Source organism: Wenyingzhuangia gracilariae (genome assembly GCF_056387575.1).
Genome location: NZ_CM150748.1, coordinates 424,942 through 449,065, shown reverse-complemented (window position 1 = coordinate 449,065; position 24,124 = coordinate 424,942). Strand labels below are relative to the sequence as shown.

The 24,124-nt window shown below is 32.9% G+C and carries 20 protein-coding genes; 6 read left to right on the top strand and 14 right to left on the bottom strand.

Annotation, left to right across the window (positions count from 1 at the left end):
• Window positions 1-67 precede the first annotated feature (67 nt).
• The 4 genes from ACY2IJ_RS01735 to ACY2IJ_RS01720 form a co-directional block, all read right to left on the bottom strand.
• Window positions 68-3,265: an efflux RND transporter permease subunit gene (locus ACY2IJ_RS01735; RefSeq protein WP_476725446.1), complete on the bottom strand. Its 3,198-nt coding sequence runs from the start codon at window positions 3,263-3,265 to the stop codon at window positions 68-70.
• Between the two features lie 24 nt (window positions 3,266-3,289).
• On the bottom strand, window positions 3,290-4,303 hold the full coding sequence (locus tag ACY2IJ_RS01730; RefSeq protein ID WP_476725445.1) for an efflux RND transporter periplasmic adaptor subunit: 1,014 nt from the start codon (window positions 4,301-4,303) through the stop codon (window positions 3,290-3,292).
• A 201-nt stretch (window positions 4,304-4,504) separates the two neighbouring features.
• The gene (locus tag ACY2IJ_RS01725) at window positions 4,505-5,419 is read right to left on the bottom strand and encodes a helix-turn-helix domain-containing protein (RefSeq protein WP_476725444.1); all 915 of its coding nucleotides are present in this window, start codon (window positions 5,417-5,419) and stop codon (window positions 4,505-4,507) included.
• A gap of 132 nt (window positions 5,420-5,551) precedes the next feature.
• Entirely contained in the window at window positions 5,552-5,884 is a 333-nt protein-coding gene (locus tag ACY2IJ_RS01720) for an EF-hand domain-containing protein (protein WP_476725443.1), read from the bottom strand.
• Between the two features lie 267 nt (window positions 5,885-6,151).
• On the opposite strand from ACY2IJ_RS01720, the gene ACY2IJ_RS01715 reads away from it, so the two are divergent.
• Window positions 6,152-6,778 (top strand): DEAD/DEAH box helicase, encoded by a 627-nt coding sequence (locus tag ACY2IJ_RS01715; protein ID WP_476725442.1) that lies wholly within the window; start codon window positions 6,152-6,154, stop codon window positions 6,776-6,778.
• A gap of 27 nt (window positions 6,779-6,805) precedes the next feature.
• Here ACY2IJ_RS01715 and ACY2IJ_RS01710 read toward each other — a convergent pair whose 3' ends face one another.
• The 7 genes from ACY2IJ_RS01710 to ACY2IJ_RS01680 all read right to left on the bottom strand — a co-directional run bounded on the left by ACY2IJ_RS01710 (window position 6,806) and on the right by ACY2IJ_RS01680 (window position 15,957).
• Window positions 6,806-6,973, bottom strand: coding sequence for an adenylosuccinate synthetase (locus tag ACY2IJ_RS01710; RefSeq protein WP_476725441.1), 168 nt, complete (start codon window positions 6,971-6,973; stop codon window positions 6,806-6,808).
• Window positions 6,974-7,121: 148 nt separating this feature from the next.
• Entirely contained in the window at window positions 7,122-8,003 is an 882-nt protein-coding gene (locus ACY2IJ_RS01705; protein WP_476725440.1) for a carbohydrate kinase family protein, read from the bottom strand.
• A 146-nt stretch (window positions 8,004-8,149) separates the two neighbouring features.
• Window positions 8,150-9,160 (bottom strand): LLM class flavin-dependent oxidoreductase, encoded by a 1,011-nt coding sequence (locus ACY2IJ_RS01700; protein WP_476725439.1) that lies wholly within the window; start codon window positions 9,158-9,160, stop codon window positions 8,150-8,152.
• 118 nt (window positions 9,161-9,278) lie between these two features.
• Window positions 9,279-10,985, bottom strand: a complete 1,707-nt coding sequence (locus tag ACY2IJ_RS01695; RefSeq protein ID WP_476725438.1) for an alpha-amylase family protein — start codon at window positions 10,983-10,985, stop codon at window positions 9,279-9,281.
• 13 nt (window positions 10,986-10,998) lie between these two features.
• A complete protein-coding gene (locus tag ACY2IJ_RS01690; RefSeq protein WP_476725437.1) occupies window positions 10,999-11,922 on the bottom strand; it encodes a carbohydrate kinase family protein in 924 nt (307 codons plus the stop codon).
• Between the two features lie 10 nt (window positions 11,923-11,932).
• Window positions 11,933-13,261: an MFS transporter gene (locus tag ACY2IJ_RS01685; RefSeq protein ID WP_476725436.1), complete on the bottom strand. Its 1,329-nt coding sequence runs from the start codon at window positions 13,259-13,261 to the stop codon at window positions 11,933-11,935.
• 98 nt (window positions 13,262-13,359) lie between these two features.
• On the bottom strand, window positions 13,360-15,957 hold the full coding sequence (locus ACY2IJ_RS01680; RefSeq protein ID WP_476725435.1) for a TonB-dependent siderophore receptor: 2,598 nt from the start codon (window positions 15,955-15,957) through the stop codon (window positions 13,360-13,362).
• Window positions 15,958-16,117: 160 nt separating this feature from the next.
• Between ACY2IJ_RS01680 and ACY2IJ_RS01675 the strand changes: the two genes are divergently transcribed.
• Window positions 16,118-17,143 carry a LacI family DNA-binding transcriptional regulator gene (locus ACY2IJ_RS01675; protein WP_476725434.1) on the top strand — a complete coding sequence of 342 codons (1,026 nt, stop codon included), beginning with the start codon at window positions 16,118-16,120 and terminating at the stop codon, window positions 17,141-17,143.
• A gap of 57 nt (window positions 17,144-17,200) precedes the next feature.
• On the opposite strand, the gene ACY2IJ_RS01670 is transcribed toward ACY2IJ_RS01675, so the two are convergent.
• The gene (locus ACY2IJ_RS01670; RefSeq protein ID WP_476725433.1) at window positions 17,201-17,536 is read right to left on the bottom strand and encodes an EF-hand domain-containing protein; all 336 of its coding nucleotides are present in this window, start codon (window positions 17,534-17,536) and stop codon (window positions 17,201-17,203) included.
• Between the two features lie 289 nt (window positions 17,537-17,825).
• On the opposite strand from ACY2IJ_RS01670, the gene ACY2IJ_RS01665 reads away from it, so the two are divergent.
• The 3 genes from ACY2IJ_RS01665 to ACY2IJ_RS01655 are packed head-to-tail and all read left to right on the top strand — an operon-like array spanning window position 17,826 to window position 20,266.
• Window positions 17,826-18,407, top strand: a complete 582-nt coding sequence (locus ACY2IJ_RS01665) for a TetR/AcrR family transcriptional regulator (protein ID WP_476725432.1) — start codon at window positions 17,826-17,828, stop codon at window positions 18,405-18,407.
• Between the two features lie 20 nt (window positions 18,408-18,427).
• Entirely contained in the window at window positions 18,428-19,060 is a 633-nt protein-coding gene (locus ACY2IJ_RS01660) for an NAD(P)H-dependent oxidoreductase (RefSeq protein WP_476725431.1), read from the top strand.
• A 45-nt stretch (window positions 19,061-19,105) separates the two neighbouring features.
• Entirely contained in the window at window positions 19,106-20,266 is a 1,161-nt protein-coding gene (locus ACY2IJ_RS01655; protein WP_476725430.1) for an iron-containing alcohol dehydrogenase, read from the top strand.
• 819 nt (window positions 20,267-21,085) lie between these two features.
• Here the strand turns inward: ACY2IJ_RS01655 and ACY2IJ_RS01650 are convergent.
• Complete coding sequence (locus ACY2IJ_RS01650) at window positions 21,086-21,397, bottom strand: GIY-YIG nuclease family protein (protein WP_476725429.1); 312 nt, start codon at window positions 21,395-21,397, stop codon at window positions 21,086-21,088.
• A 1,255-nt stretch (window positions 21,398-22,652) separates the two neighbouring features.
• Here ACY2IJ_RS01650 and ACY2IJ_RS01645 point away from each other — a divergent pair.
• Entirely contained in the window at window positions 22,653-23,294 is a 642-nt protein-coding gene (locus tag ACY2IJ_RS01645; RefSeq protein ID WP_476725428.1) for a DUF6266 family protein, read from the top strand.
• A gap of 148 nt (window positions 23,295-23,442) precedes the next feature.
• On the opposite strand, the gene ACY2IJ_RS01640 is transcribed toward ACY2IJ_RS01645, so the two are convergent.
• Window positions 23,443-23,700: a helix-turn-helix domain-containing protein gene (locus ACY2IJ_RS01640; RefSeq protein WP_476725427.1), complete on the bottom strand. Its 258-nt coding sequence runs from the start codon at window positions 23,698-23,700 to the stop codon at window positions 23,443-23,445.
• Window positions 23,701-24,124 lie beyond the last annotated feature (424 nt).

Here is a 24,124-nt window from a genome sequence, read left to right as displayed (position 1 = left end):
CTACCTCTTGGCTTTTTGGAACAATCGCTTTTTATAAAGAGCGTAGTAGACTATAGTTCTTAGTTATTTAAATTCGTTTTTTTAATTTGTGTTTTAAGACAGCCAACTTTCTAGCTGTTCTACTTTTTTTAGGTTTGTATAAAATAGATTCAAAAGTTTGTGCGTTTGGATGCGGATGAAACTCTGGTGCTTCTATTTTTACGTATTTGTAATACAAAACAGGAACAATAAACAAAGTCATTACCATAGATACTAGCAGTCCTACAGCTAAAACACTACCCAAAGGAGCCCAAAGTGGAGATTTTCCTGCAATCATAGGCACTACTCCAATTGCTGCTGCGGTTGATGTTAAAAAAATAGGTCTCATACGTCTTTTTCCTGCGGCTTTAGCGGCTTCTAACTTGCTGTATCCATGTTCTAAAATTAATTCATCAGCATAGTCTACCAGTATAATTCCGTTACGAACCACAATCCCAATCAGACTAATAATTCCCATAAAGGCTGTAAATCCCATTGGATTTCCTGTTAAATACAATCCTAAAAAGGCACCTAATAAACTTAAAGGGAACGTTGACAATACAATTAACACCTTGGTAAAATTCTTAAATTGAAATAGCAACACTAAAAAAATTAACAAGACACTAATTCCCATAGATGCTCCCATTCCAGGTCCAGTTTCGTTGATGCTTTCAAACTCACCTCCGTAATGAATACTAATTCCATCGGGCAACTTTAAAGCATCTACTTTAGGCATAATTTCTGCTTGAATGGTTGCAGCTTTTACGCCTAATTGAGCTTCTGCTCTTACTGTAAGCGTACGCAATCCATTTCTGTGCGTAATAACTCCTGTATGCCATTCTGGAGAAATATGGGCTACTTCTCTTAACGGAATTTTGGTTCCAAAAGCAGTAGATATATGAATAGCAGCAAGATCATCTATGTTATTTCTATCCTTCTCATCATAACGCATTAAAATATCAATAGCCTTATCTCCTTCGTAAAGGGTACTTACCGGATATCCTTTTAAACCTGCTCCTAAAGTTTGCAACACATTGGCATTGGTTACTCCTAGCCTATTGGCAACATCATCTTTTAATTCTATTTTGGCTCCTAAGTAATCATCTTGATAAGAGGTTCTTACCCAGTTGGTTCCTTTTGTACTGTTTAAGATTTTTTCTACCTGTATGGCAACCTCTTTTTGTTTATTAAGGTCCTCTCCTACAATTCTCACTTCAACAGGTGCAGGTGCTTCGTTTAAAGACAGTTCACGTATTCTTATGTAACCATCTGGTACAAAGTTTTTAAACTTTACCAAATATTCTTTAGCTAGCTCTTTGGTAGCATCTTTACCTGTGGTGGTTATAAAAATTTGGGCAAAGTTTTTACGTGGAAATTCTGGTGCATAGGTAGAATGAAAACGAGGAGAACTTGTTCCTACAAAACTTGCAACTCCTACCACTCTATCATCTCCTTGTATTTGGTTTTCTACACGTTTTACAACTTCTTCCGTTTGTGCTAAGCTACCTCCGTTTGGCAACCAAACCTCAATGTTAAATTGATTTCTTTCTGCGGTAGGAAACAATTCCTGTTCCAATCCTGAAGCCACTCCAAAAGCTAAGAATATTGACAAAAGCCCCATTAATAGTGTTAAATTTGGCTTTTTAAAACAACGATCTAATGCAGTGTTAAACACATTTTGCAAGCGATCTAACATGCTGTCTTTTTTCTTTTCCTTTTCCTCTTTTTCGGTATCTTTTAATCCTTTTTTGATAAAGACATAACACAAATACGGAGTTAACAACAAAGCCACTAATAGCGATGCAAATAAAGCTACAGCAACCGCAATTGGTAAAGCTTGTATAAACTCTTTAGACAAACCATTTAAGAAAAATGCCAAAGGTAAAAAGGAACAAATAATGGCCATGGTAGCTGTAAATACAGGTACCATTAATTGTGTGGCACTTTGCCAACCTGCAGTCCAAGGATCTACACCTTCGTCTAATTTTTCAATATAATTATCAACCACTACAATGGCATCATCTACCACCATTCCCAATACAATAATTAAGGCCGCTAAGGTTACTTGATGAATTTCTATTCCCATCATATTTAAAACTCCAAAAGTGATGAATATTGAAACGGGAGCAGCCACTGCAGACACAACCGCAAAGCGAAACGGAAGTAATACAATAACAACTGTTATTACAGCTAAAATAGCAATGGCAAACTCAAGCATAAAATGACTAATGCTTTCTTCTACTACTTCTGGCTGATTTACAATAGTTTGTATGTGTACATCTTTGGGTAATTCTTGTTCTATTTTATGTACTGCAACTTCTAATTTTTCTCCAAACTCCACAATATTGTTTCCTGGTTGCATTTCTACAGCAATCATAGTTACTTTATCATTCCCTACTTTAATATAACTTTCGGTTTCTTGGTAACGACGTTCTATAGTTGCTACATCTTTTAAACGCACCACTTTTCCGTTAGGAGTACTGTACACTATCTGATTTCCTAAATCAGTAATGCTTTTGTATTCATTATCTGCAAACACAGAAACTTCGGAGTTTTTTAAAGTAATTCCACCTGCATAGCCTATGTTATTTTGCATTTGAATGACTTGGGCAATGGTAGAAAAATCAAATCCGTATTGTTTTAGTTTTTCATCTTTAACAGTCACATAAATTTGTTCTTTTTGTCCACCGTATCTTTTAATTTTAGAGGTTTCAGGAATCACTTTCAATCCATCCTCTAACTGGTCTAAGTAAGTTTCTAGTTCTGCATAACTACGTCCGGGAGCAGATACCGTAATCATTTGTGCAACTACATCTCCAAAATCGCTATTTACCATAGGTCCAATCATTCCTTGTGGTAAAGTGTAATTCTGTCTAAAAGTGGTGTTTAAACCACGTTGTAATGTAGACCAAAACAAGTCTGGATTCTCTACATTTTCATTCAGTTCTACAGTTACAATTACTTGTCCTTCTTTGGTGTCAGAAACTGTTTTTTCTTTTCTTACTTCCTCAAAACCAAATAAATATTGTTCTAGTTGATTTGTTAATTGTTTTTCTACCTGAACTTCATCAGCTCCAGGAAAAGCTGCAACTACTAAACCTTTTCGTACTGTAATCTTAGGATCTTCACTACGTGCCATGGTAGCTAGTGAGTAAATTCCTAAAATCATTAATAGTATAGTAAGTACAATGGTTACCTGATGGTATTTCATAGAAGCTTCTATGAGGTTTATTTTTACTTTTTTCATTTCTAAAGTGTCTTTCGGTTCAAATTATAAGGCAATTCTTTGTCCTTCCTTTACATTCTTTTGCCCTTCTACTAGCACCTTATCTCCTACGTTTAAGCCAGAGTTTACCACAATGTTATTGCCTTTAAAACCACCCACAGTGATTCTTTTTTTAAGGGCTCTTCCGTTTTCTGCCACAAATACATACAGTAAATCGTTAGCATCCCTTACTACAGAAACAGAAGGAATGGTAATCACTTTAACAGGATTCCCTGTGTTTATTTGAATGCTACTAATCATCCCAGGCAATAATTGATTATCACTATTGTCTAAACCAACTTTTATGGTAAATGTTCTGGTAAGTTCATCTGCACTAGGGTTTAAAACATCTATGGTTCCTTTAAATGTTTGGTTTAAAGATGCAACAGTAACCACAGCTTGTTTGCCAAGAGTTAGTTTAGAAATTTCCGATTCTGTAATAGATGCTTTTGCATATACCCTATCTGTTTTCATAATGGTAAAAGCAGGAACTCCAGGGGCAACAGTTGCACCAATCTCCGTAGTTTTGGCTGTAATAATTCCTGTAAACGGTGCATACAATTTGGTATCTGCCAAATTTTTAGCAGCCATGCTTTTATTTGCTTTTGCTTTGGCAATAGCTACTTTTGCAGCAATAAAGTCACGTTCTGGCAAACTTCCTTTTTGGTACAAACCATTTAATCTATTAAAATTATCTGTGTCTTGTTCTGCATTGGCCTCTGCAATGGTAAATTCGTTTTGATAATTAATAGCATCAATAGAAGCTAACAATTGTCCTTTTTTAACTCTTTGCCCTTCTTGCACAGCTACATGATTTACTCTACCAGCAACAGAAAAGCCTATAGAAACAATATTGTCTGCTTCAATAGTTCCACTATAGGTTAGTAATTCATTTTCGGAGGTACTTGTAATTTCTCTAATAGTTGCTTTTTGAATTTGTTCCTTAACTTTAGGTTCTTCTTTGTGGGAACAACTAGCTAACAAAAAAGCGAGTGCTGTTAGCGTTAATAAATGTCTCATAGATATGATTGTTTGTGTAAATATTGATTTAGTTATTTTTTACACCACAAATTTGTCCCTATTGAAACAATTGTAAAAGGTCTATAAAAAGCATAAACTGGTCTAAAACCGTTATTTTTTTATTGCTAAAAAAAACAAAAAAGAATACAAACCCTTATGAACACTTAGTCTATGAATAAAAAACATAGTACATAATCGTTTTTATTGGGTAGAATGTGCTATGTGCATTTTTCTAAAAGCCGAAGGAGAATACCCTGTATGTTTTTTAAAAAACTTACCCAAAAAAGAAGGATTGCTAAATTGTAACTCTTCAGAAATTTCTGTAATGCTTAAGGAGGGAGTATTTAATAATAGTTTAATTTCTAAAACAACTGCTTCATCTATTAATTGGTTGGCTGTTTTTCCTGTAACTTCTTTTAACACTTTAGACAAATATCCTGGTGTTACACAAAGTACATCTGCATAAAACTGAACGGTTCTTTCTTGTTTTAAATTTTCGTTTAACAAATTGATGAATCTCAACCCTAAATTTTCTTGCCTAGATAAATTGGCTTCTAAATTAGGATAAGCTTTTGTATAGATAGATGAAAAATGATACAGCAGTAACTTAAAAGAATGCTGAATTAACTCTTCTTTGTAAGGTATTTTATCCAGAGAAAATCTTTTGTTTCTTTCCAGTATTTCAGCTATGGCAACCGCAGATCCAACTTCTTCTTTGCTTAGTTTTACTTTGGGAATATTGTCTGTTGTAAAGAAATCAAAAACATCAAAATCCTCTTTTTTAAATCCGTTTTTTAAAACAAAATCAATTGTAAAACTAATAGATACTACACTTAAAGGAGCGTGCATTTCTAATACATGAGCCACAGTTTGTGGCTTAACAATAATAGCTTCGTTTTTATAAAGTGTATGTGTAATTAAATTTAACTGTATGGTAAAACTACCCGAAACGAGTAATAGGATAGAAAAACTATCACTCCTAAAAGGATATTTTAGTGGAATTTCATCAAACTTATTGTGCGAAATATGTACATGTAAACCATCTCCTTGATCTGCATCACCAAGGACTTTTACAATTTCACTTATCGTAAGATTTTTTATAGATGATTTTTTCAAAAGAGGAAAAATACTTTTTGAGTTTTTTTTCAAATATACTATTTAATCAAACTGAATGCGATAAGCTACACATAAAAAACTCTTTGTTTAAAAAAACAAAGAGTCTAAAATATCTGGTATTAACTAATTTTATTATTCTTCTCCACCCTCATCCTCAATAGCTTCAGGCTCTTCTTCTACAACTTTAATTGGTTTTTTAGCTACGTTGGCTTTTTTACCTTTTTGTGCAAAAGCTAAAAACTCCTCTAAAGAAATAGAACCATTTTCATCTTTATCGATTGCATCGAATTTGTCTTCTATTTTTTTACCTTCTAATTCTGCTTTGCTAATTTTACCATCTTTGTTTTTATCTAAGTTTTTAAACCATTTTTCTGGTGATGGTTTTTCTTTTTCTTGTGAAAAAGAAGCTACAGATGTTACTAAGCAAATTGCACTTGCAATAATTGTAATTTTTTGTGATTTCATTTTATTTTTTTGTTTTAAAAATTGTTTATCTACACCTATACACAACTGACAACCTTATAGTTACCCCATGTTTTAATGTAATTTTATGCAGCAATAGTAATCATAGTTTTAAATTAAAATATTTAAATTCTTTTTTTATTTTTAAAATTTTAACATCCATAAAACCCTGTAAAACAGATTTCTAATTATAATTTGTTTAATTTTATTTATTTCCCCTATAAAACATGTAGTTTTGAGGTCTAAAAAGTATCTAAAAATTTAGTGTTTATGTCTGTATTTCCTGCTCCGTTTAAAAAGCTACATCCACATATAAAAGAAACCTTAGAACGCTTAGAAATAACAACTCCTACAGATTTTCAAATACAAAGCATTCCGGTTATTAAAAGTAGTGCCAACACTTTTTGCATTGCTCCTAAAGGAAGTGGAAAAACAAGTACATTGGTCTTAACCACCATGCAAAAATTAAGTTGCGAAGAAGTAGGAACTGCACCACGAGCTATGGTATGGGTAGAAAACAACGAAAAAGGATTGGATTTGTACAATGTTTTTTTAGAATATACCAGATATACCTCTTTACGTGTTTATTTTGCCAATGAAAAAGAACATATTGACTTGTTAAAATCTGAAATTTTTGAAGGGATTGATATTTTAATTGCGACTCCTAAAACCACTCAAAAACTGCTTTCTACTTATGGAGTAAACACTTCTCTATTAAAAATAGTTAGTGTAGAAGATGCGGAGTTTTTAGCTAAAAAAGAGGTGTATGCAACATTGTTATCTATATCGCAAAGCATTAAAAAATGCCAATATGTAATTTATGCCGAAAAGCTAGATCCCCACTTAAAACGTTTGGAATCTTATTTTATGGAATACTCTAAGGTTGTAGAGCTTTAGGTAGCTACTGTAAAAGCCCAAAAATATTTATTTTTTTCTCTTTTGTCTCCATAAAAAATACAAGGCAAAAATAAGAATGGGCAAAATAATGTAAACCGTTATTTCTAAAGGGTTTGATGTGTCTAGAGGATGATTGTTATGTGGACTTGGAATTTCTGCTGGTTTTTGAATAAGCAAGTAATAGAGAGATAACATATTTTTTATATTTTACGTTGCTTAAAATTACGGAAACACTTGCTAATTAAAGGAAAACTGATGTTGATTCTGCTCAACATCACTGTATACCCCCCCTAAAAACTAAATTTTTAGGAGATGTTACAAATATAGGGGTACCTAAATAAACTTATGTATTCATTAATGCTTCAATTGCAGCAGTCTCAATAGTAGGGTTTGCTCCTTCTCTACTCGCTACAATAGCTCCCACAGCGCAAGCAAAATCAATGGCTTTTTGTGGACTTGAATTATGTAACAATTGATTGATTAACGAAGCTAAAAACGAATCTCCAGCTCCCACCGTATCAACCACAGTAATTTTATAACCCGGATTTTGATAAAGTTTTCCATTGTAATACAACACCGCTCCTTTACTTCCTTTGGTTACACATATTGAAGTTGCACCGGTTTGTTGGGCAATAAACTGAATTGCTTCTTCTACAGTATGTATACCTGCTGTATAATTCTTTACAATTTCTAGAATTTCATCATCATTAAATTTTATAAAATCTGCTTGATGCATCAACTCATTTAAAATTTCTGAACTGTAATGTGGCTTTCTTAAGTTCACATCAAAAATTTTGTAAGGAGCTATTTTTAACAATTCATAAAGTGTGTTTCTAGAAACTAAATCTCTAGCTGCCAAACTTCCATAAATAAAAGCATCTGCCGTCTTGGTCCTGTTTATCGCTTTTTCAGACAATTCAATTTTATCCCAAGCTCTAGGGTGTTCAATTTCATAAGTAGCAGATCCTTCATTGTCTAAAGTTACTGCTACACTTCCTGTTTGCTGTGCAGGATTGATTTGAATATTGCTCGCATTAACTTTGTGTTCTTTTACAAAATCTATGATTTTATCTCCATCTGTATCTTGCCCCACACTACTAATCATGCTTACATGATTACCTAAAGATTGTAGTCTAACAGCAACATTTAAAGGAGCTCCTCCTATTTTTTTATGCTCTGGAAAAACATCCCAAAGCACCTCTCCAAAACAAACTATGTTTTTCATTTTTCCTTATTTTTAAATAGACTGATTGCTGCCAAAGCAACAACAGCATTCACCATTATCTTAACTAAAAATACAAAAGATCCTAAATTTACCATTGCCAATACCCAATGTGACTTCTTATTACAAGTGGTCAATTATTTAAAAAACTAGGACTGATTTAATTCTTGCATAATTTCAGAAAACAACTGATATGATTTAATTCTATCCTTTACATCATAAATATTAGTAACCGCAATCAATTCATTTGCTTGAGTTTGTGTTATAAAATCTTGTACTTGCTGTTTTACTTTAGCTTTGCTTCCTACAAAAGAATATTTTAACATTTGATGAACTTGTGGGTGTTCTAAAATTTGCTCGTGTTCTTTTGTAAACGCTTCTGGAGCTTGTACTTTTTTTCTTTTACCGGTAAACAAACCTACAATTAAACCAATTAAAGAAGTGAACAAACGCTCAGCTTCTTCATCTGTATCTGCTATAATAACATTGACTCCCGCTATAACATACGGTTCTTTTAACATGTCTGATGAGGTAAACTCGTTACGATAAATTTTTAAAGCTTCGGTAAGATGTGTACTTGCAAAATGACTCGCAAACGCATAAGGCAATCCTTTTTGGGCAGCCAAATGAGCACTATCTGTACTAGAACCTAGAATATAAATAGGCACATTTACCCCTTCTGCTACAGTAGCACGTACATTAGAATTTGCATTGTCTGTAGAAAAGTAAGTTTCTATTTTTTCCAATTCATTTGGAAAAGAATGAGCCGCTTTCATAAAATCAGAACGAATGGCCTCTGCAGTTTCTCTATCGGTTCCTGGAGCCCTTCCCAACCCTAAATCAATTCTGTTAGGATACAAAGAGCCTAAAGTACCAAACTGTTCTGCTACTATTAATGGAGAATGATTGGGCAACATTACACCTCCTGATCCTACACGTATGGTTTGAGTTCCTTGAGCCACATATCCTATTAAAACAGAGGTTGCACTACTTCCTATATTAGAAGAATTGTGATGTTCTGCCAACCAGTAACGGGTATAGCCAAACGCTTCTGTTTGTTGGGCCAATGTTAAAGTGTCTTTAAATGTTTCTTGTAAATTTTTACCTTCCGATACAATTGCCAAATCTAATACGGAGTATGCTATATTTTTAAACGTCATAAATTCCTTTTTTGTTTAAGTCTACAATCTTTATAAAAACTATCAAAAAAAATGCCTTAAACACAAAAAGCACCTACCAAAAATAGGTAAGTGCTTTTTTTAATAGGGGTAATATTTATTATGTTGTTTTTATGTTATATTCTAAAGTAGTTAAATCTACAGTTAATTCGGCCTTAGCTTTATTATTTATCCAAACAATATAGATTTTATCTTTTGCAGATTCTTTAATTGTTACAGTTCCTAGAAATGCTTTGTGAGTATTTCTAACTTTTATCATTTCTAATTGTTTTAATACAACTTCTTTCTGTAAACTTTTCTTAACCTCTTCAATACCCAATGTAGTTCTGTTAATTTCTTTATGACTATCTTTTCCTCCTCTTTCAACAGCATCATAATCATTAGTACCTGCAAAAATATCCAAGTACCAAACTTGTGGAGTTCCTGGCATAAATAATTGCAAAGCTCTAGCAAGTAACATTTTATGATCATTTTCTCCTAAAGCACTATAAAAAGTTGCATTAATTTGATAATAAGATATTTTTTTACCTTCAGCATCGTATAAGTTTTTAACCCTACCTCCTCTATTAATTATGGTAGTCATAATGCTTTCAATATCTTTATCTTCTAACAATCCTTTGTTGTAAATTCCATTTATTTCTTTCCCTTTTAAATCTAATACAGGAATTCCATCATGACAACCTAGCATATTAACTGTTTTGTAACCTTTACTAATAATTTCTTTAGCCCAAGTAAGTAATGCTGAACTATCTTTATTTTCTAATGTATGGATCATTAAGCCAGGCAAAAAGAAATCATAAATTTGATATCCTTTTTCTGCAACTTGATCATGCAGACCTATACCGTATTCTGCATGAATTTCTGGCAATAATGTTAAGTTATTTTTAACAGCTATTTGTTTAATTCTTTCTAAATAATCCCAAGTACCAGGAGTATTAAAAAAATTAGTCTGTCCTACTTGCTTGTGCAAATAGGCAAAAGCATCTAAGCGTAATATTTTACATCCGTAATTACTTAATTTTTGTAAAGTTTCTTCGTAAAACTCCCAAACTAATGGAGATTTTGCATTAACATCCATTTGCCCTAAATAAGTAAGGTTTTGTGTAACTATTTGTAATACTTGTTCTTTGTATTTATTATTTTCTCCCAAATCAACATCAAAAATATCTTTATTATGTTCTATAGTTTTGTTGATGATTTTACAAATTTCATTGGCTTGTTTTATTGTAATATTTTTGATTTTAATTAAATCTACAGTTTCAATAGTTTGAAATTCTATTTTTTGGTAAAACGTATTCCAATAAGGTTTTTCAGTACCATCTGGAAAGCGTACTTTTAGAATAGGCAAACCAGATTTACGCATAAATAATTTATTCAAATGCTTTTCGTTTGGAATCACCACTCCATCATTGTTCAAAACTCCTTCTTCTTTCCAAAAAGAATTCCAATCTATAAAAAAGTTTTTGTACTTTGAGTTTTCTCCATTTTTTAACAAATCTTTAAACTGAGGAGAAGCTACAGATAAATGGTTTAATACAATATCAAATTTTAAAGAAACATTTAACTTTTCTAATTCTTTTAAGTCATTTTCCGAAACCAATTCTTGGTTAATATTATAATCAACAATAGAAAAACCTCTATCTAAATCACTATTAAAAAAAGTAGGCAATATATAAAATAATGAAAATGCATTTTTAAATTCAGATAATTTTAAAACATGGATCATATCTTGCAAATTGCTTCCTATACTATCCGGATAAGCATTTAGCATTACTCCATTTACTTGTTGGTTTGTATCTTTTTTCATGTTGATGTTTTTTTTATAATTCTACACAATCTGGCAAACCTCCTATATGTTGTAATTTTATAGAGGCAACTTTCAATCCCATTTCTAAACATTCTTGCAACGATTTTTCTTTTGTAAAACCTGTTAAAAAACCAGACCAAAAAGCATCTCCAGCACCTGTGGCATCTTCAATTTTATCAACTTGTATTGCAGGCAATTCTATAGGGTTTTTACCTTTTTCTGATAATACAACCCCTTTACCTCCTAATGTTAAACAGATAATATTTACACCTAAACCATGAAATAAATCAAATATTTCTTGATGACTTAAAGATTTATTAAATAGTCTTTCTACATCGTCTTCACTAACTTTTACTAACGGATTGTATTGACAATACTCCTTAATAACCTCTGAAACTGAACGTTCGCTATCCCAAATTTTTTCAGAATAATTAATATCAATACTTAATTGACATCCTAATTCATAAGCCTCTTTAGCCTTAGCTAAAATTGTTTTTTGAGCCTGACCTTTACTTAAAGCAAAACAGGTAGTGTGAAAAATTTTAGTATCTAATAAAGTTTCTTTAGATACTTGATCTTCATCAATACAATAATCTGCATTTCTGTAAGGAATAAAATCTGGTGTTCCTTTGGTTCTTGAAACAAAAATCACACTGCTAGATTTTTTATCATATTGTTTTACATGTTGAGTATTTACATTTAACTTTTTTAAACTTTTTAATATAAACTCTCCCAATCCATCCTTACCAATAGCGGCTACCAACGAAGTGTTTAAGCCTAATTTAGAACTATAGATAGCTACATTTGTAGGGGAACCTCCTAAATATCTTCTATAATCCTTTGTGTGATTAATTTGTACATCAGATTGATGACCAATAAAATCTATCAACACCTCTCCAACACATAGAATATCTATATTTTTTATATTTGTTTTCATGTTTTTTTTCTTAATGATGACTTGCAACAACAGTAGTTTGGTTTCTTGTTTTTTTGGTTTTCATAAACAAAGTAACCACAGCACTTATAAGTAATAATACTCCTGCAAATGAAATCGCCAAACGAGGATCGTTGTTTAAATAATTTTTTAATACATACCCAAAAGTTACATTCTGAATAATCATTGGAACTACAATCATCATATTGATAATTCCCATATAAACTCCATAACGTTCTTTAGGAATATCTGCCACAACCATTAAATACGGAATTCCCATCATACTTGCCCATCCAATTCCAAAACCAGTAATAGCAAAAAACAATATGTTTTTGTCTTGTATGTGTGGAAAAGCTAAGAAACCTGCAGCTGCTAATAATAAACATACTGTGTGTACAGCTTTAGGACTGTATTTTTTAGCAAATCCTACCAATACAAAAGCCACCAAAAACGTAACAATATTGTACCAACCATTTACCAAACCTGTCCAACTAACTGCTTTTTCATAAGCTTCCGGATTGCTTTTGGGTGTTGCATTCCAAACAGACAAAGCAATACTTTTAGATGAATTTTGCCAGTAACAAAACAAAGCATACCATTGAAACATATAGACCAAAGCTAAATGCCACATTATTTTAGGCATTCCTTTAATGGCAGAAAATATTTCTATCAAAGGCTTAAAAGCACTTTTCTTTTCTGCTTTTATTTTTGCCAACTCTTCTGGTGTAGGTGGAATTTCTTTGGTTGTTTTCATGCTCCAAAGAATAGAACCTATAGAACAAACTGCACCTAAAAAGAAAGAAGCATATACCCATGTAGGTAGAGATCCTGTTTTTCCTATAAATATCATTGGAAAAATAAATAGCGATAAATTGGCTAATGTTTGTCCAAAACCGGTGAAAAAACTTTGCATTTGAAACCCTAAAGGCTGTTGTTCATCATCTAATTTATCTGCAATAAAAGCTCTGTAAGGCTCCATTGCAGTATTGTTTCCGGCATCTAAGATCCACAACAAACCAGCTGCCATCCACAAAGAGCTACTAAAAGGAAAAGCTATTAAACATAAGCTACACATTAAGGCTCCTATAAAAAAATAAGGTTTTCTTCTTCCATATTTTGGCGACCAAGTTTTATCACTCATAGCTCCTATTAAAGGTTGCACCAATAAGCCTGTTACAGGGCCTGCTAAATTTAACAATGGAATTTCATGTGGACTTGCTCCTAAGAAATCATAAATTGGGTTAACAGCACTTTGTTGCAATCCAAAACTATATTGAATACCAAAGAAACCTACATTCATGTTTAATATTTGCCAAAAACTTAATTTTACTTTTCCGAACATAGCTTTATTTATTAATGTTGTTGTTTTTTCTTAACACTTTTATAAAAGGCTGGTGAAACAATATTGCTACACCAACCTAATACATCCCTAACAATTAATTAAAATTGATATTTTAAAGCTAAACTAATAGATCTACCTGGTAAGGTTCTTGCTCTTACATAATTCACTTGGTTGTCTGTAATACTACCTTCTTCAGCTTCTGTAACAGCAATTGTGTTAAAAATGTTGTTAACAGATAGGTTTGCATTTAATGATTTTGTGATTGCATAATTTACAAACCCACTTGCAATTACAAAACTTGGCATTACCAACTCGTTAGAGTCTTGAGAATAAGCTTCTGTTTGCCCTACAAAACTTAAACCAACTGAGTTTTGTTTTTGTGCCCCAAAGTTATAAGACGGCATAATATTGTAAATTAAATCTGGTTGTCTTCTTGGTTTATTTCCTTTGTTATCTCCAGAAGTAATTTCAGCCTTTGTGTAAGTTACAGCTCCTCTTAAATTAAAATCTCCAAAGTTGTAAAACCCTTCTAATTCAACCCCCATAGATTTGTAATCGTTTTCTATAATACTATTAGAAGATGCTTCAAAACCTCCTTCTTCATTTGTTGTTGCATAAAAAGCAGTTGCATATACAGCTCCTCTTTTTAAGTTTCTTTTGTATCCAATTTCTGCTTGACTTAAAAAATCTAACGCGTTGATTTTATCTCCATTCAAATAATCTAATCCAGAGAATAAAATACGATCTGATTTAGCAGAAGCTCCCTTACTGTATCTTGCAAACACAGACTCTCCTTCAGAAAACTTATAATTTGCACCAAATGAGTAAGAAATATAGTCATAATCATAATCTACTGCTGTTGGGTTTGCGTTATCAATAACATGTGCCGTTTGCTCTGCTGTAGAAATTGCTCCATCTCCATTTACGTCAATTGCTCCTTCTGTTCCTCCTGCAAAAGATCCGCTTACTTTTCCCATATCGTACCTTACACTACCATCAATGGTTAAATCTTCTGTAGCATCCACAGAAATTTGTGCATAAGGTGCAGACACATTGTATTGAGTGTCGTAGTTACGTTGTAAATTTCCCCATGCTGGTGTTCCGTAATTTAACAATCCATTTTCGCTTAAAGTTCCTACATTAATTAATCTAGCATTATCATCATTCACTTCTTGCACATAAGTGTTCCATAACCAAGACATAGATATGTTTTGTATAGATTTAAAGTATCCTGCTGTAACACTTATATTATCTATTGTTTTAGACAACTTAACATCATTCATAAAATTATTTAAGTTGTTTAATTCTACATCAAACATGTGTATTCTACTTACCAATGCATCATCTGCAACAGTAGCTCCATTGTCTGCATAAGTTAAGGCTCCACCTAAAGTTGATTCCATATCAGCTCCAGAAGCTAAACTTTCTACAAATGGAGTTATAAAACTACCTTTGTTCATAGAAAAACGTCCATTGTTTGTAATTTTCCAATCATTATCTAAATCAAAACTAGCTTCAAATCCTACAGATGTAGACACTGGGTGCATTCCTTCCGTTACATTTCCTCTTGTTGTTTCTCCATCAGCACCTGTACGCAATGTTTGTGTTAAGTTTGCTGAGTGAAGAGAACCTTTAGTAGCGCTAAAGTTTGGAGCATCAGACCAATCTGGATTGCTATTTGTTCCTGTTACTTTAATTGGTACTGGCATATATGCTGCTGTTCTATCATTTAAATATTTAGCATACAATCTTACATGTCCGTTGTCAAACTTTTTAGTCAAGCTCACTTTTAATTGTCCACCATTATTTGCTGTAAAACCTGTAGTTCTAATTCCTTCTCCTACTCTATAAAACCCTCCTGTGTGTAAAAACAATCCATCATCTACTTTAGTTCCATAATCAAAATCGGTTCTAAATGAATTGTAATCTACTCCAAAAGTAGTTCCTATAGATCCTCCTTCGTTTTCTCCTGTTTTACTAATAATATTGATGATTCCACCAGGTCCATTAGATGTTAATGTAGATGCAGATCCTCCACGAATTGCTTCAATTCTAGATACATTGTTGTCAAATCTTGTAAAAATATCTGCAGTACCAAAAGCTATATCTCCATACAACAACACAGGTAAACCGTCTTCTTGCAACTGTACGTATTTAGAACCTCCAGAAGAAATTGGCACCCCTCTTACAGCAATGTTAGAATTTCCTTCACCTCCTGATGATTCTGCACGAATACCAGGAATAGTTCTAAAAATTTCTGCTGTAGATCTAGGAGCAGATTGAGTTATTACAGAAGGCTTCATGGTGGTAACAGAAACACTTGATTCTATTTTAGACTTTGGAGTAGCAACTCCCGTAATAATTACTTCGTCTAAAGATTGTGCATCCGATTTCATGACAAAATCCTGACTTATATTTTGATTTCTTACTGTAATTTTTTTAGTGGTTTTGGTGTACCCTATAAAATCTGCAATTAATGTGTAACTTCCTTCTTTTACATTAGTAATAGAGTAATTACCATTAAAATCTGATACAGAACCTTGAGAAGTTCCTTTTACAAGAACACTAACTCCTAATAAAGGTTCTCCGTTTTCATCACTAACCGTTCCAGAAACTGTTGACTGTGCAACTATTGTAGATACCGAAAACAGTAGTACCCACAAAATTCCAAATTTAAATTGATTTGATTTTTTCATAATAGTATTGTAGTAATTTGTTAATAAAAGACTTATTGTTTTGCTAAATTATAAACCAACACTAGTTCAAATTACATTTTTCTCACCGAAAACGTTTTCGATTTAACCGAAAACGTTTTCGATTCCTATTTTTTTATTATTTTCACTTAAAAATAAACATATGAAACCAGTAACTTTAAAAGAAATTGCTGAAAAACTTAACATATCTGTAACAACAGTCTCTAAAGCTTTAAAAGATTATCCAGATGTTAGCCCTAAAACCAAGGCATTGGTAAAAGAGCTAGCAGCTACATTAAATTATACTCCTAATAGTTTTGCGGTAAATCTAAGAACCAAAGAATCTAAAACTATTGGATTGGTAATTCCTGAAGTAGTGCACCATTTTTTTTCTAATGTGATTAAAGGAATTATATCCGAAGCGGAAAAAAAAGGTTATTTGGTAATTATTTTACAATCTAATGAATCTTATGAGTTAGAAAAAAAACAAATAGAATTGTTAATGAGTCATCAAGTAGATGGAATATTAATCTCATTAGCTAACGGAAGTGCTGATTTTAAACATTTAAATGCTGTAATTCAACAAAACAAACCTTTGGTTATGTTTGATAAAATAGCCAAACTAGTAAAATGCTCTAAAGTAATTATAGATGATCAAAAATCTGCTTACATGGCAACACAGCATTTAATAGATACAGGTTGTAAAAAAATAGCTCATTTTAGAGGACCTTTATTGCCTCAAAACTCTATTGATCGTTTTTTAGGCTACAAAAAAGCTTTACAAGATAACGGGATGGAATACGATCCTAGCTTGGTTTATTTAAACGATTGTGATGAAAATAGTTTTGAAGATGGTAAAATGAATGCACTTAAACTATATAATGAACATAAAGATGTAGATGGTATTTTTATAAATACAGATATGGTGGCCATTGGTGCTGTTGCAGAATTTAACAGACTGGGTGTAAAAATACCTAATGAAATTTCTATAGTTGGTTTTAGCAATTGGTTTATGTCTTCTGTAATATCTCCAAACATTACTACTATAAATCAGCCGGGGTATGCCATGGGACAAACAGCTTTTAAACAATTGTATAAAGAAATAAAGGCTTTAAAAGATAAAACTATACTTCCTCCAGAAATTATTCAATTAGAAACAACCCTTATTAAAAGAGAGTCTACTAAATAACAAAAAGCACCTACCCAAAATGGGTAAGTGCTTTTCTTTTATTTTATAAGAATTTATTTATTCTTCTCCTCCTTCGTTGTCATCGTCGTGGTTGTGAGCCGCTTTTTCTTTTTTAGCTTTTCCTTCTCCTTTACCTTTTCCTTGTTTGTTCATTGCGTTTTTAACTTCTTCTAAAGTTAAAACCCCATTCCCATCTTTATCTATTTTATCAAATCTATTTAAGATTTTTTTACCTTCTAATTCTTCTTTTGTAATTTTTCCATCTTTGTTTTTGTCCCAGTTTTTAAACATTTTTTCTGGAGATGGTTTTGGTTTTTGCTCTTGAGAAAAAGCACTTACTGCTGCAAATAAACAAATTGCTGATGCGATAACTGTAATTTTTTGTGATTTCATTTTTCTTAATGTTTTTAATTTCTGTTATAATTATTTCTTTAATATGATTCTTTTATTCAAACATCCTTACTTCATCATCATATTCTATATCAATTTAATAATCGAATCCAAGCTTTGACCCTAGCTTTAAACAAAGGTTTAATCTATCTCTAAAAAAAAATCTTTTTTTTACAATATTTCTTGTAACCAACACATTATCAGACTGTAATTTTTTAAATAAAAATATTATTTTTCATAAATGAACGTTCATTCATTTTTTATAGTACCTTTGTATCAGCAAACAAAACATATGGCAGAGTTAAGTAAAAGCGATCTTAAAAGAAATGCATTAATCAATGCAACTATCAAACTGGTTATCAACAACGGTTTTCATGCAACTCCTATGTCTAAAATAGCCAAAGAAGCTTGTATATCTCCTGGTACTATTTATTTGTATTACAAAAACAAACAAGACCTTATCAATAACGTATACTTACATGTAAAGCAAAAGTTTACACAAGCAATTTTTAAAAATTACAGTCCAAACACACCGGTAGAAGAAAGTTTTAAAACCATTTGGTATCAAATTGCTGATTATCGATTGCAACAAGTAGAAGAAGCTTTGTTTTTATCTCATTGCGACAACACCCCCATTATTGATGACGAAAGTAGAAAAGAAGGTATTAAACATTTACAACCCCTACTTGACCTATGGGAAAAAGGTCAGAATGATGGAATTATAAAAAAAGCTTGTCCTTATGTTTTGTATGCATATGCCGTGTATCCTTTGGCCTTTTTAATCAATGCCAAACAAAGAGATGCTTACGAACTTACCGACGAAAATAAAGAACAAGCCTTTAAAATGGCTTGGGATAGTATAAAATTAACATAACAATTAGATTCAATACAATTATGGAATTATTAGATAAATTAAACTGGAGATATGCTACCAAAGCAATGAACGGAGAAAGTGTACCTCAAGAAAAAATTGATAAAATTATAGAAGCTGCCAGACTAGCTCCTACTTCTAGCGGATTGCAACCTTTTGAAATTATTGTGGTTAAAAACAAAGAGTTGAAAGAAAAGATTAAAGCTGTAGGATGGAATCAATCTGTAATTACAGACTGTTCTCATTTGTTGGTTTTTGCTGCTTGGGACACATATACCGAAGACCGAATTAACTATATGTTTGATTTGACCAATGAGATTCGTGGTTTTAAAAACGAAGGATGGGAAAACTACCGACAAATGTTATTAGGAGCTTATCCGCAAAAAGAGGCAGAAGAAAACTTTAACCACGCTGCCAAACAAGCTTATATTGCTTTTGGATTGTCTATTGCTGCTGCTGCTTTTGAAAGGGTTGATGCAACTCCTATAGAAGGATTTGATCCTGCTGCTGTTGATGAAATTTTAGACCTAAAAGCAAAAGGATTAAGAAGTACCGTATTGTTACCTCTTGGATATAGAAATGCAGAAAATGATTGGTTAGAGCCTTTGGTTAAGGTTAGAAAAAGCACAGAAGATTTAGTAACAGTAATAGAATAAGTTTTTACCAACAAAAAAACATTACAAACCTCTAAAAACATCAACATGAATAATTTTGAATATCAAAACCCAACCAAAATACTATTTGGTAAAAATCAAATAGAAAACCTAGCTAAAGAAATACCTGCAAATGCAAATGTATTAATGTTATACGGTGGTGGGAGCATTAAAAAAAACGGAATTTATGAGCAGGTAACCAAAGCTTTATCTAATTTTAAGGTGATTGAATTTGGTGGAATTCCTGCCAATCCGGAATATGCCATTTTAATGAAAGCCTTAAAAGTTATTAAAGAAGAAAATATTGATTTTTTACTAGCTATAGGTGGTGGTTCTGTTATTGATGGAACCAAATTTTTAGCTTCGGCTGCTTTGTACAAAGGAGACAGTCCTTGGGACATTCTAACTCAAAACATACGCACAACAAAAGGAATGCCTTTTGGAACCGTATTAACCCTACCTGCTACAGGATCTGAAATGAATTCTGGAGCTGTAATAACCAGAGAAGAAACTCAAGAAAAACTAGCCATGGGTGGTCCTGGTTTGTTTCCACAATTTTCTGTTTTAGACCCTACAGTTATTCAGTCTATTCCTAAAAGACAATTGGCCAATGGTATTACCGATGCCTTTACGCATGTTTTAGAACAATACATGACCTATCCTATTAATGCTTTATTGCAAGATAGAATTTCAGAAAGTATTTTACAGACTTTAATAGAAGTTGCCCCTAAAATCATAAAAGATCCAAGCAATTATAAAGCCGCTTCAGATTTTATGTGGAGCTGTACCATGGCTTTAAACGGATTGATCCAAAAAGGAGTTCCTACCGATTGGGCTATACATGCTATAGGTCACGAATTAACGGCTATGTTTGGAATAGATCATGCTAGAACTTTAGCCATTATTGCACCAAGTCATTACCATCATAATTTTGAAGCTAAAAAAGAAAAACTGGCTCAATACGCAGAACGTGTATGGAATATTACCAATGGTTCTGTAGAAGACAAAGCAAAAGAAGCCATTGTTAAAACCGAAGCCTTTTTTAAGAGTTTAGATATAGACACCAAATTATCTGATTACACCAAAGAATATCAAGGTACAGCTCAAAAAATAGCCAAACGATTTGAATCTAGAGGCTGGAACGGATTGGGTGAACACAAAAACTTAACTCCTACCGATGTAGAGAAAATTGTAGAAATGGCATATTAAATATATGCTACTATAACAAAAAACACAAAGGGTGTTCGAGCGAAGTCGAGAACTAAAATTTTTCTTGTTATAGTAACCTTTAATTATAGCAAAACATTGTACTTCTCGACTGCGCTCGAAGACCATACATTACGCATCTACAAAAGGGTGTTCGAGCAGCCTATACTGAGTAACATCATTAGCTCTCCACAAAGGGTGTTCGAGCGAAGTCGAGAACTGGAATTTTTCTTGTTATAGCAACTTTTAATTACAATCAAACACTTTGCTTCTCGACTGCGCTCGAAGACCATACATTACACATCCTCAAAGGGTGTTTGAGCAGCCAGCCTGTACTGAGTAACATCATTAGCTCTCCACAAAGGGTGTTCGAGCGAAGTCGAGAACTGGAGTATTTCTTATTATAGAAACCTTTAATTATAGCAAAACATTGTGCTTCTCGACTGCGCTCGAAGACCATACATTTTATACAACATCACTCAAAAGGGTGTTCGAGTAACCTGTGCTGAGTTGCACCATTAGCTTTCCTAAAAGGGTGTTCGAGCGAAGTCAACAATACATCATTACGTATCTACAAAAGGGTGTTTGAGTAGCCTGTACTGAGTTATACCGAAGTAGAGTCGAGAACTAGAATATTTCTTGTTATAGCAACTTTTAATTACACTTAAACACCCTACTTCTCGACTGCGCTCGAAGACCATACATTACACATCCTCAAAGGGTGTTCGAGCAGCCTGTACTGAGTTACATCATTAGCTCTCCACAAAAGGTGTTCGAGCGAAGTCGAGAACTGGAACATTTCTTATTATAAAAATCTAAAACTTAACGTTTTTCCTGATTCTTAAAATGCGTATCATTTTTACATTCAGAAAGTATAGGTAAGAGTTTCCAGTTGTTTTCAATCATTGCCTTTTTTTTAGCGTGCGACCATTTCTGAATTTTCTTTTCGTAATAAAAAGCATCAGCTATATTTAAAAAGAATTCTTGAAAAACCAATGTTACTGGTAATCTAGTCTTGGTATAATTAGCTCCTTTTTTAGATTGATGTTCTGCTAATCTTCTTTCTAAATTTCTTGTACTTCCTGTATAATAAGTTCCATCGGAACATTCTAATATATATAAGTATCCAGCCATTTTTCACCCTAAGATAAGGATAATTGTTAACTTTTTAATCTTGAACAGAATCAAGAATACATCATTACGCATACCTAAAAGGTGTTCGAGTAGCCTGTGCTGAGTTACATCATTAGCTCTCCACAAAGGGTGTTCAAGCAAAGTCAACAATACATCATTACGTATCTACAAAAGGGTGTTCGAGCGAAGTCGAGAACTGAAATTTTTCTTATTATAGAAACCTTTAATTATAGCAAAACACTGTGCTTCTCGACTACGCTCGAAGACCATAACACTACACATTCCTCAAAAGGTGTTCGAGTAGCCTGTGCTGAGTTACATCATTAGCTCTCCACAAAGGGTGTTCGAGCGAAGTCGAGAACTGGAATATTTCTTGTTATAGCAACTTTTAATTATAGTAAAACACTGTGCTTCTCGACTGCCCTCGAAGACCGTAATATTGCACCACACACAAAGGGTGTTCAAGCAGCTTGTACTGAGTAACATCATTAGCTCTCCACAAAAGGTGTTCGAGCGAAGTCGAGAACTGGAACATTTCTTGTTATAAAAACCCTTTAATCACACCTAAACACCCTACTTCTCGACTGCGCTCGAAGACCGTAATATTGCACCACACACAAAGGGTGTTCAAGCAGCCTGTACTGAGTAACATCATTAGCTCTCCACAAAAGGTGTTCGAGCGAAGTCGAGAACTGGAATATTTCTTGTTATAGCAACTTTTAATTATAGTAAAACACTGTGCTTCTCGACTGCCCTCGAAGACCGTAATATTGCACCACACACAAAGGGTGTTCGAGCAGCCTGTATTGAGTTACACAATTAGCTCCCCAAAAAGGGTGTTCGAGCGAAGTCGAGAACTGGAATATTTCTTGTTATAGTAACCTTTAATCACACCTAAACACCCTACTTCTCGACTACGCTCGAAGATCATAATTTTAACACAACACAACTAAGTACTCCCCTAGTTTTCTCCCTGTTTGCTCCCAAAAAACTGCATTTTTCAAATATACAGTATGCTTTGTACCGAAGGATTCTCGAACAAAACTCGAACAAAAGCCTCTAAAAACAAGGTTTGTGTACCAATACAAGTCAGTAAATGCTATTGAATTTTTTGTACTATCAATAAAAACTGTTCAAAGCCAATAATAAGAACAACCTATCTATACATGTTACTTTGTGTCAACACATACCAAAGGTTTGATTTTCTGTCTTTTAGACCTTAGATTGGTCTTCTATTAATCAAAAAAAATAAATTATGGCAACTTTTGAAAAAGGAATACTTGGCGGATTTTCTGGTAAAGTAGGAAACGTAGTAGGTACAAGATGGAGAGGTAAAAATGTAATGCGTAGTTTACCACAACGTGGATCTTATGTACCTACCGTAAAACAAGAAGAACAACGCGAAAAATTTAAAACAGTTATTGTGTTCTTAAGTCCAATTGTAGAAATTTTAAATCTTTATTTTGGAACCCCTCAGGGCGATAGATCTCGTTCTAACATGGCTACTTCTTATCATCTTAAAAATGCAGTGGTAAGCTCTCCGCAAGGAATGGTTATGGATTATGAAAAAGTACTCATTAGCAAAGGAGATTTAAGAGGGGTTGATGGGGCTACGTTAAGTGCTGCTGCAAACCAGGTTTTAAGTTTTAGCTGGCAAGACAATAGCGGACAAGGAAAAGCCACTGCTACAGATGCTTTTATGGTGGTGGTTTATGCTCCAGATTTGCAATTGTTTTATACCAATACAGCCGCTGCTACTAGAGATGCTGCAACAACAAACGTAACTCTACCCAATTACATGGCTAGTTTTGAGGTGCAAGTTTGGGTTGCTTTTAGCAAACCAGAAACTCATTTTGCATCTATAAGTACCTATATGGGAGCAGTTACGGTACTGTAAAAATACTCAATTTTAAACACTGCTTGTAAGCTAGTTCTTTAAGTCGTGTTAGCGTGTAACACAATATTTGTTATAGGCTAACACGATTTTTTTTTATATTCTGAATGCAAAAATAGTTTTGTAAAAGGTAGGTATTTAGATACCTCTATTAATCTTGTTTAATGTTTTGTATAGCTTTGTACATAAACAATTTGTTTAATAAATGTTTTGGATACATAGGACTGTGCCCTAATTTAAAACTGGGAATGTGATGTTGTTTTCGCAATCTATAAATAGTACTACGACTTACATTTAAATGTGCCATGGCTTGTTCTGTGGTTAGCCAAACTTCGTTTTCTAACAAATGAGCATCTAACTCTAAAGGATTGTTTTTTACATTTAACAAAGGTTGTTTTTCTTTTTTCATAACAGCATATTTTTAAGTTATATACACCTCTAAAATAGAGATGATTACCTGCTAATATAAGTGTTTTTTTACAAAAAATAAACTTCTACCTAAACACACCCACTAGTTTAAGTGTTGTTAATGAGAGTTTTACAACACCCTCCACTCTATTCTAAACTAGGAATTGTCTAACATTGTTAGATTAAAAACTATTTTTTGTGAATATTTTTTAATATTAACAAAAGTTAATTATTTAAAATATGTAACTTCGTTTTTTAACAAAAAAACACCTTGGGTATTGATGTTAGGTGTTGGCAACAAGCTGAAAAGCCCAACGCTCAGTCAAGCTCTTTTCCAGCCACAAATCACCTTTAATAAAAATTTCTTTAAAAGCAACAAAAGTTGTTTTAATCGGAACTATTGTATACATTTGAGGAATTAATCT

Excerpts from the sequence above, each read along its gene's own strand:
- ACY2IJ_RS01690 (WP_476725437.1), bottom strand. The coding sequence starts at position 11,922 with ATGAAAACAAATATAAAAAATATAGATATTCTATGTGTTGGAGAGGTG.
- ACY2IJ_RS01730 (WP_476725445.1), bottom strand. The coding sequence starts at position 4,303 with ATGAGACATTTATTAACGCTAACAGCACTCGCTTTTTTGTTAGCTAGT.
- ACY2IJ_RS01650 (WP_476725429.1), bottom strand. The coding sequence starts at position 21,397 with ATGGCTGGATACTTATATATATTAGAATGTTCCGATGGAACTTATTAT.
- ACY2IJ_RS01680 (WP_476725435.1), bottom strand. The coding sequence starts at position 15,957 with ATGAAAAAATCAAATCAATTTAAATTTGGAATTTTGTGGGTACTACTG.
- ACY2IJ_RS01705 (WP_476725440.1), bottom strand. The coding sequence starts at position 8,003 with ATGAAAAACATAGTTTGTTTTGGAGAGGTGCTTTGGGATGTTTTTCCA.
- ACY2IJ_RS01720 (WP_476725443.1), bottom strand. The coding sequence starts at position 5,884 with ATGAAATCACAAAAAATTACAATTATTGCAAGTGCAATTTGCTTAGTA.
- ACY2IJ_RS01685 (WP_476725436.1), bottom strand. The coding sequence starts at position 13,261 with ATGTTCGGAAAAGTAAAATTAAGTTTTTGGCAAATATTAAACATGAAT.
- ACY2IJ_RS01660 (WP_476725431.1), top strand. The coding sequence starts at position 18,428 with ATGGAATTATTAGATAAATTAAACTGGAGATATGCTACCAAAGCAATG.
- ACY2IJ_RS01675 (WP_476725434.1), top strand. The coding sequence starts at position 16,118 with ATGAAACCAGTAACTTTAAAAGAAATTGCTGAAAAACTTAACATATCT.
- ACY2IJ_RS01715 (WP_476725442.1), top strand. The coding sequence starts at position 6,152 with ATGTCTGTATTTCCTGCTCCGTTTAAAAAGCTACATCCACATATAAAA.
- ACY2IJ_RS01735 (WP_476725446.1), bottom strand. The coding sequence starts at position 3,265 with ATGAAAAAAGTAAAAATAAACCTCATAGAAGCTTCTATGAAATACCAT.
- ACY2IJ_RS01695 (WP_476725438.1), bottom strand. The coding sequence starts at position 10,985 with ATGAAAAAAGATACAAACCAACAAGTAAATGGAGTAATGCTAAATGCT.
- ACY2IJ_RS01710 (WP_476725441.1), bottom strand. The coding sequence starts at position 6,973 with ATGTTATCTCTCTATTACTTGCTTATTCAAAAACCAGCAGAAATTCCA.
- ACY2IJ_RS01655 (WP_476725430.1), top strand. The coding sequence starts at position 19,106 with ATGAATAATTTTGAATATCAAAACCCAACCAAAATACTATTTGGTAAA.
- ACY2IJ_RS01665 (WP_476725432.1), top strand. The coding sequence starts at position 17,826 with ATGGCAGAGTTAAGTAAAAGCGATCTTAAAAGAAATGCATTAATCAAT.
- ACY2IJ_RS01670 (WP_476725433.1), bottom strand. The coding sequence starts at position 17,536 with ATGAAATCACAAAAAATTACAGTTATCGCATCAGCAATTTGTTTATTT.
- ACY2IJ_RS01640 (WP_476725427.1), bottom strand. The coding sequence starts at position 23,700 with ATGAAAAAAGAAAAACAACCTTTGTTAAATGTAAAAAACAATCCTTTA.
- ACY2IJ_RS01645 (WP_476725428.1), top strand. The coding sequence starts at position 22,653 with ATGGCAACTTTTGAAAAAGGAATACTTGGCGGATTTTCTGGTAAAGTA.
- ACY2IJ_RS01700 (WP_476725439.1), bottom strand. The coding sequence starts at position 9,160 with ATGACGTTTAAAAATATAGCATACTCCGTATTAGATTTGGCAATTGTA.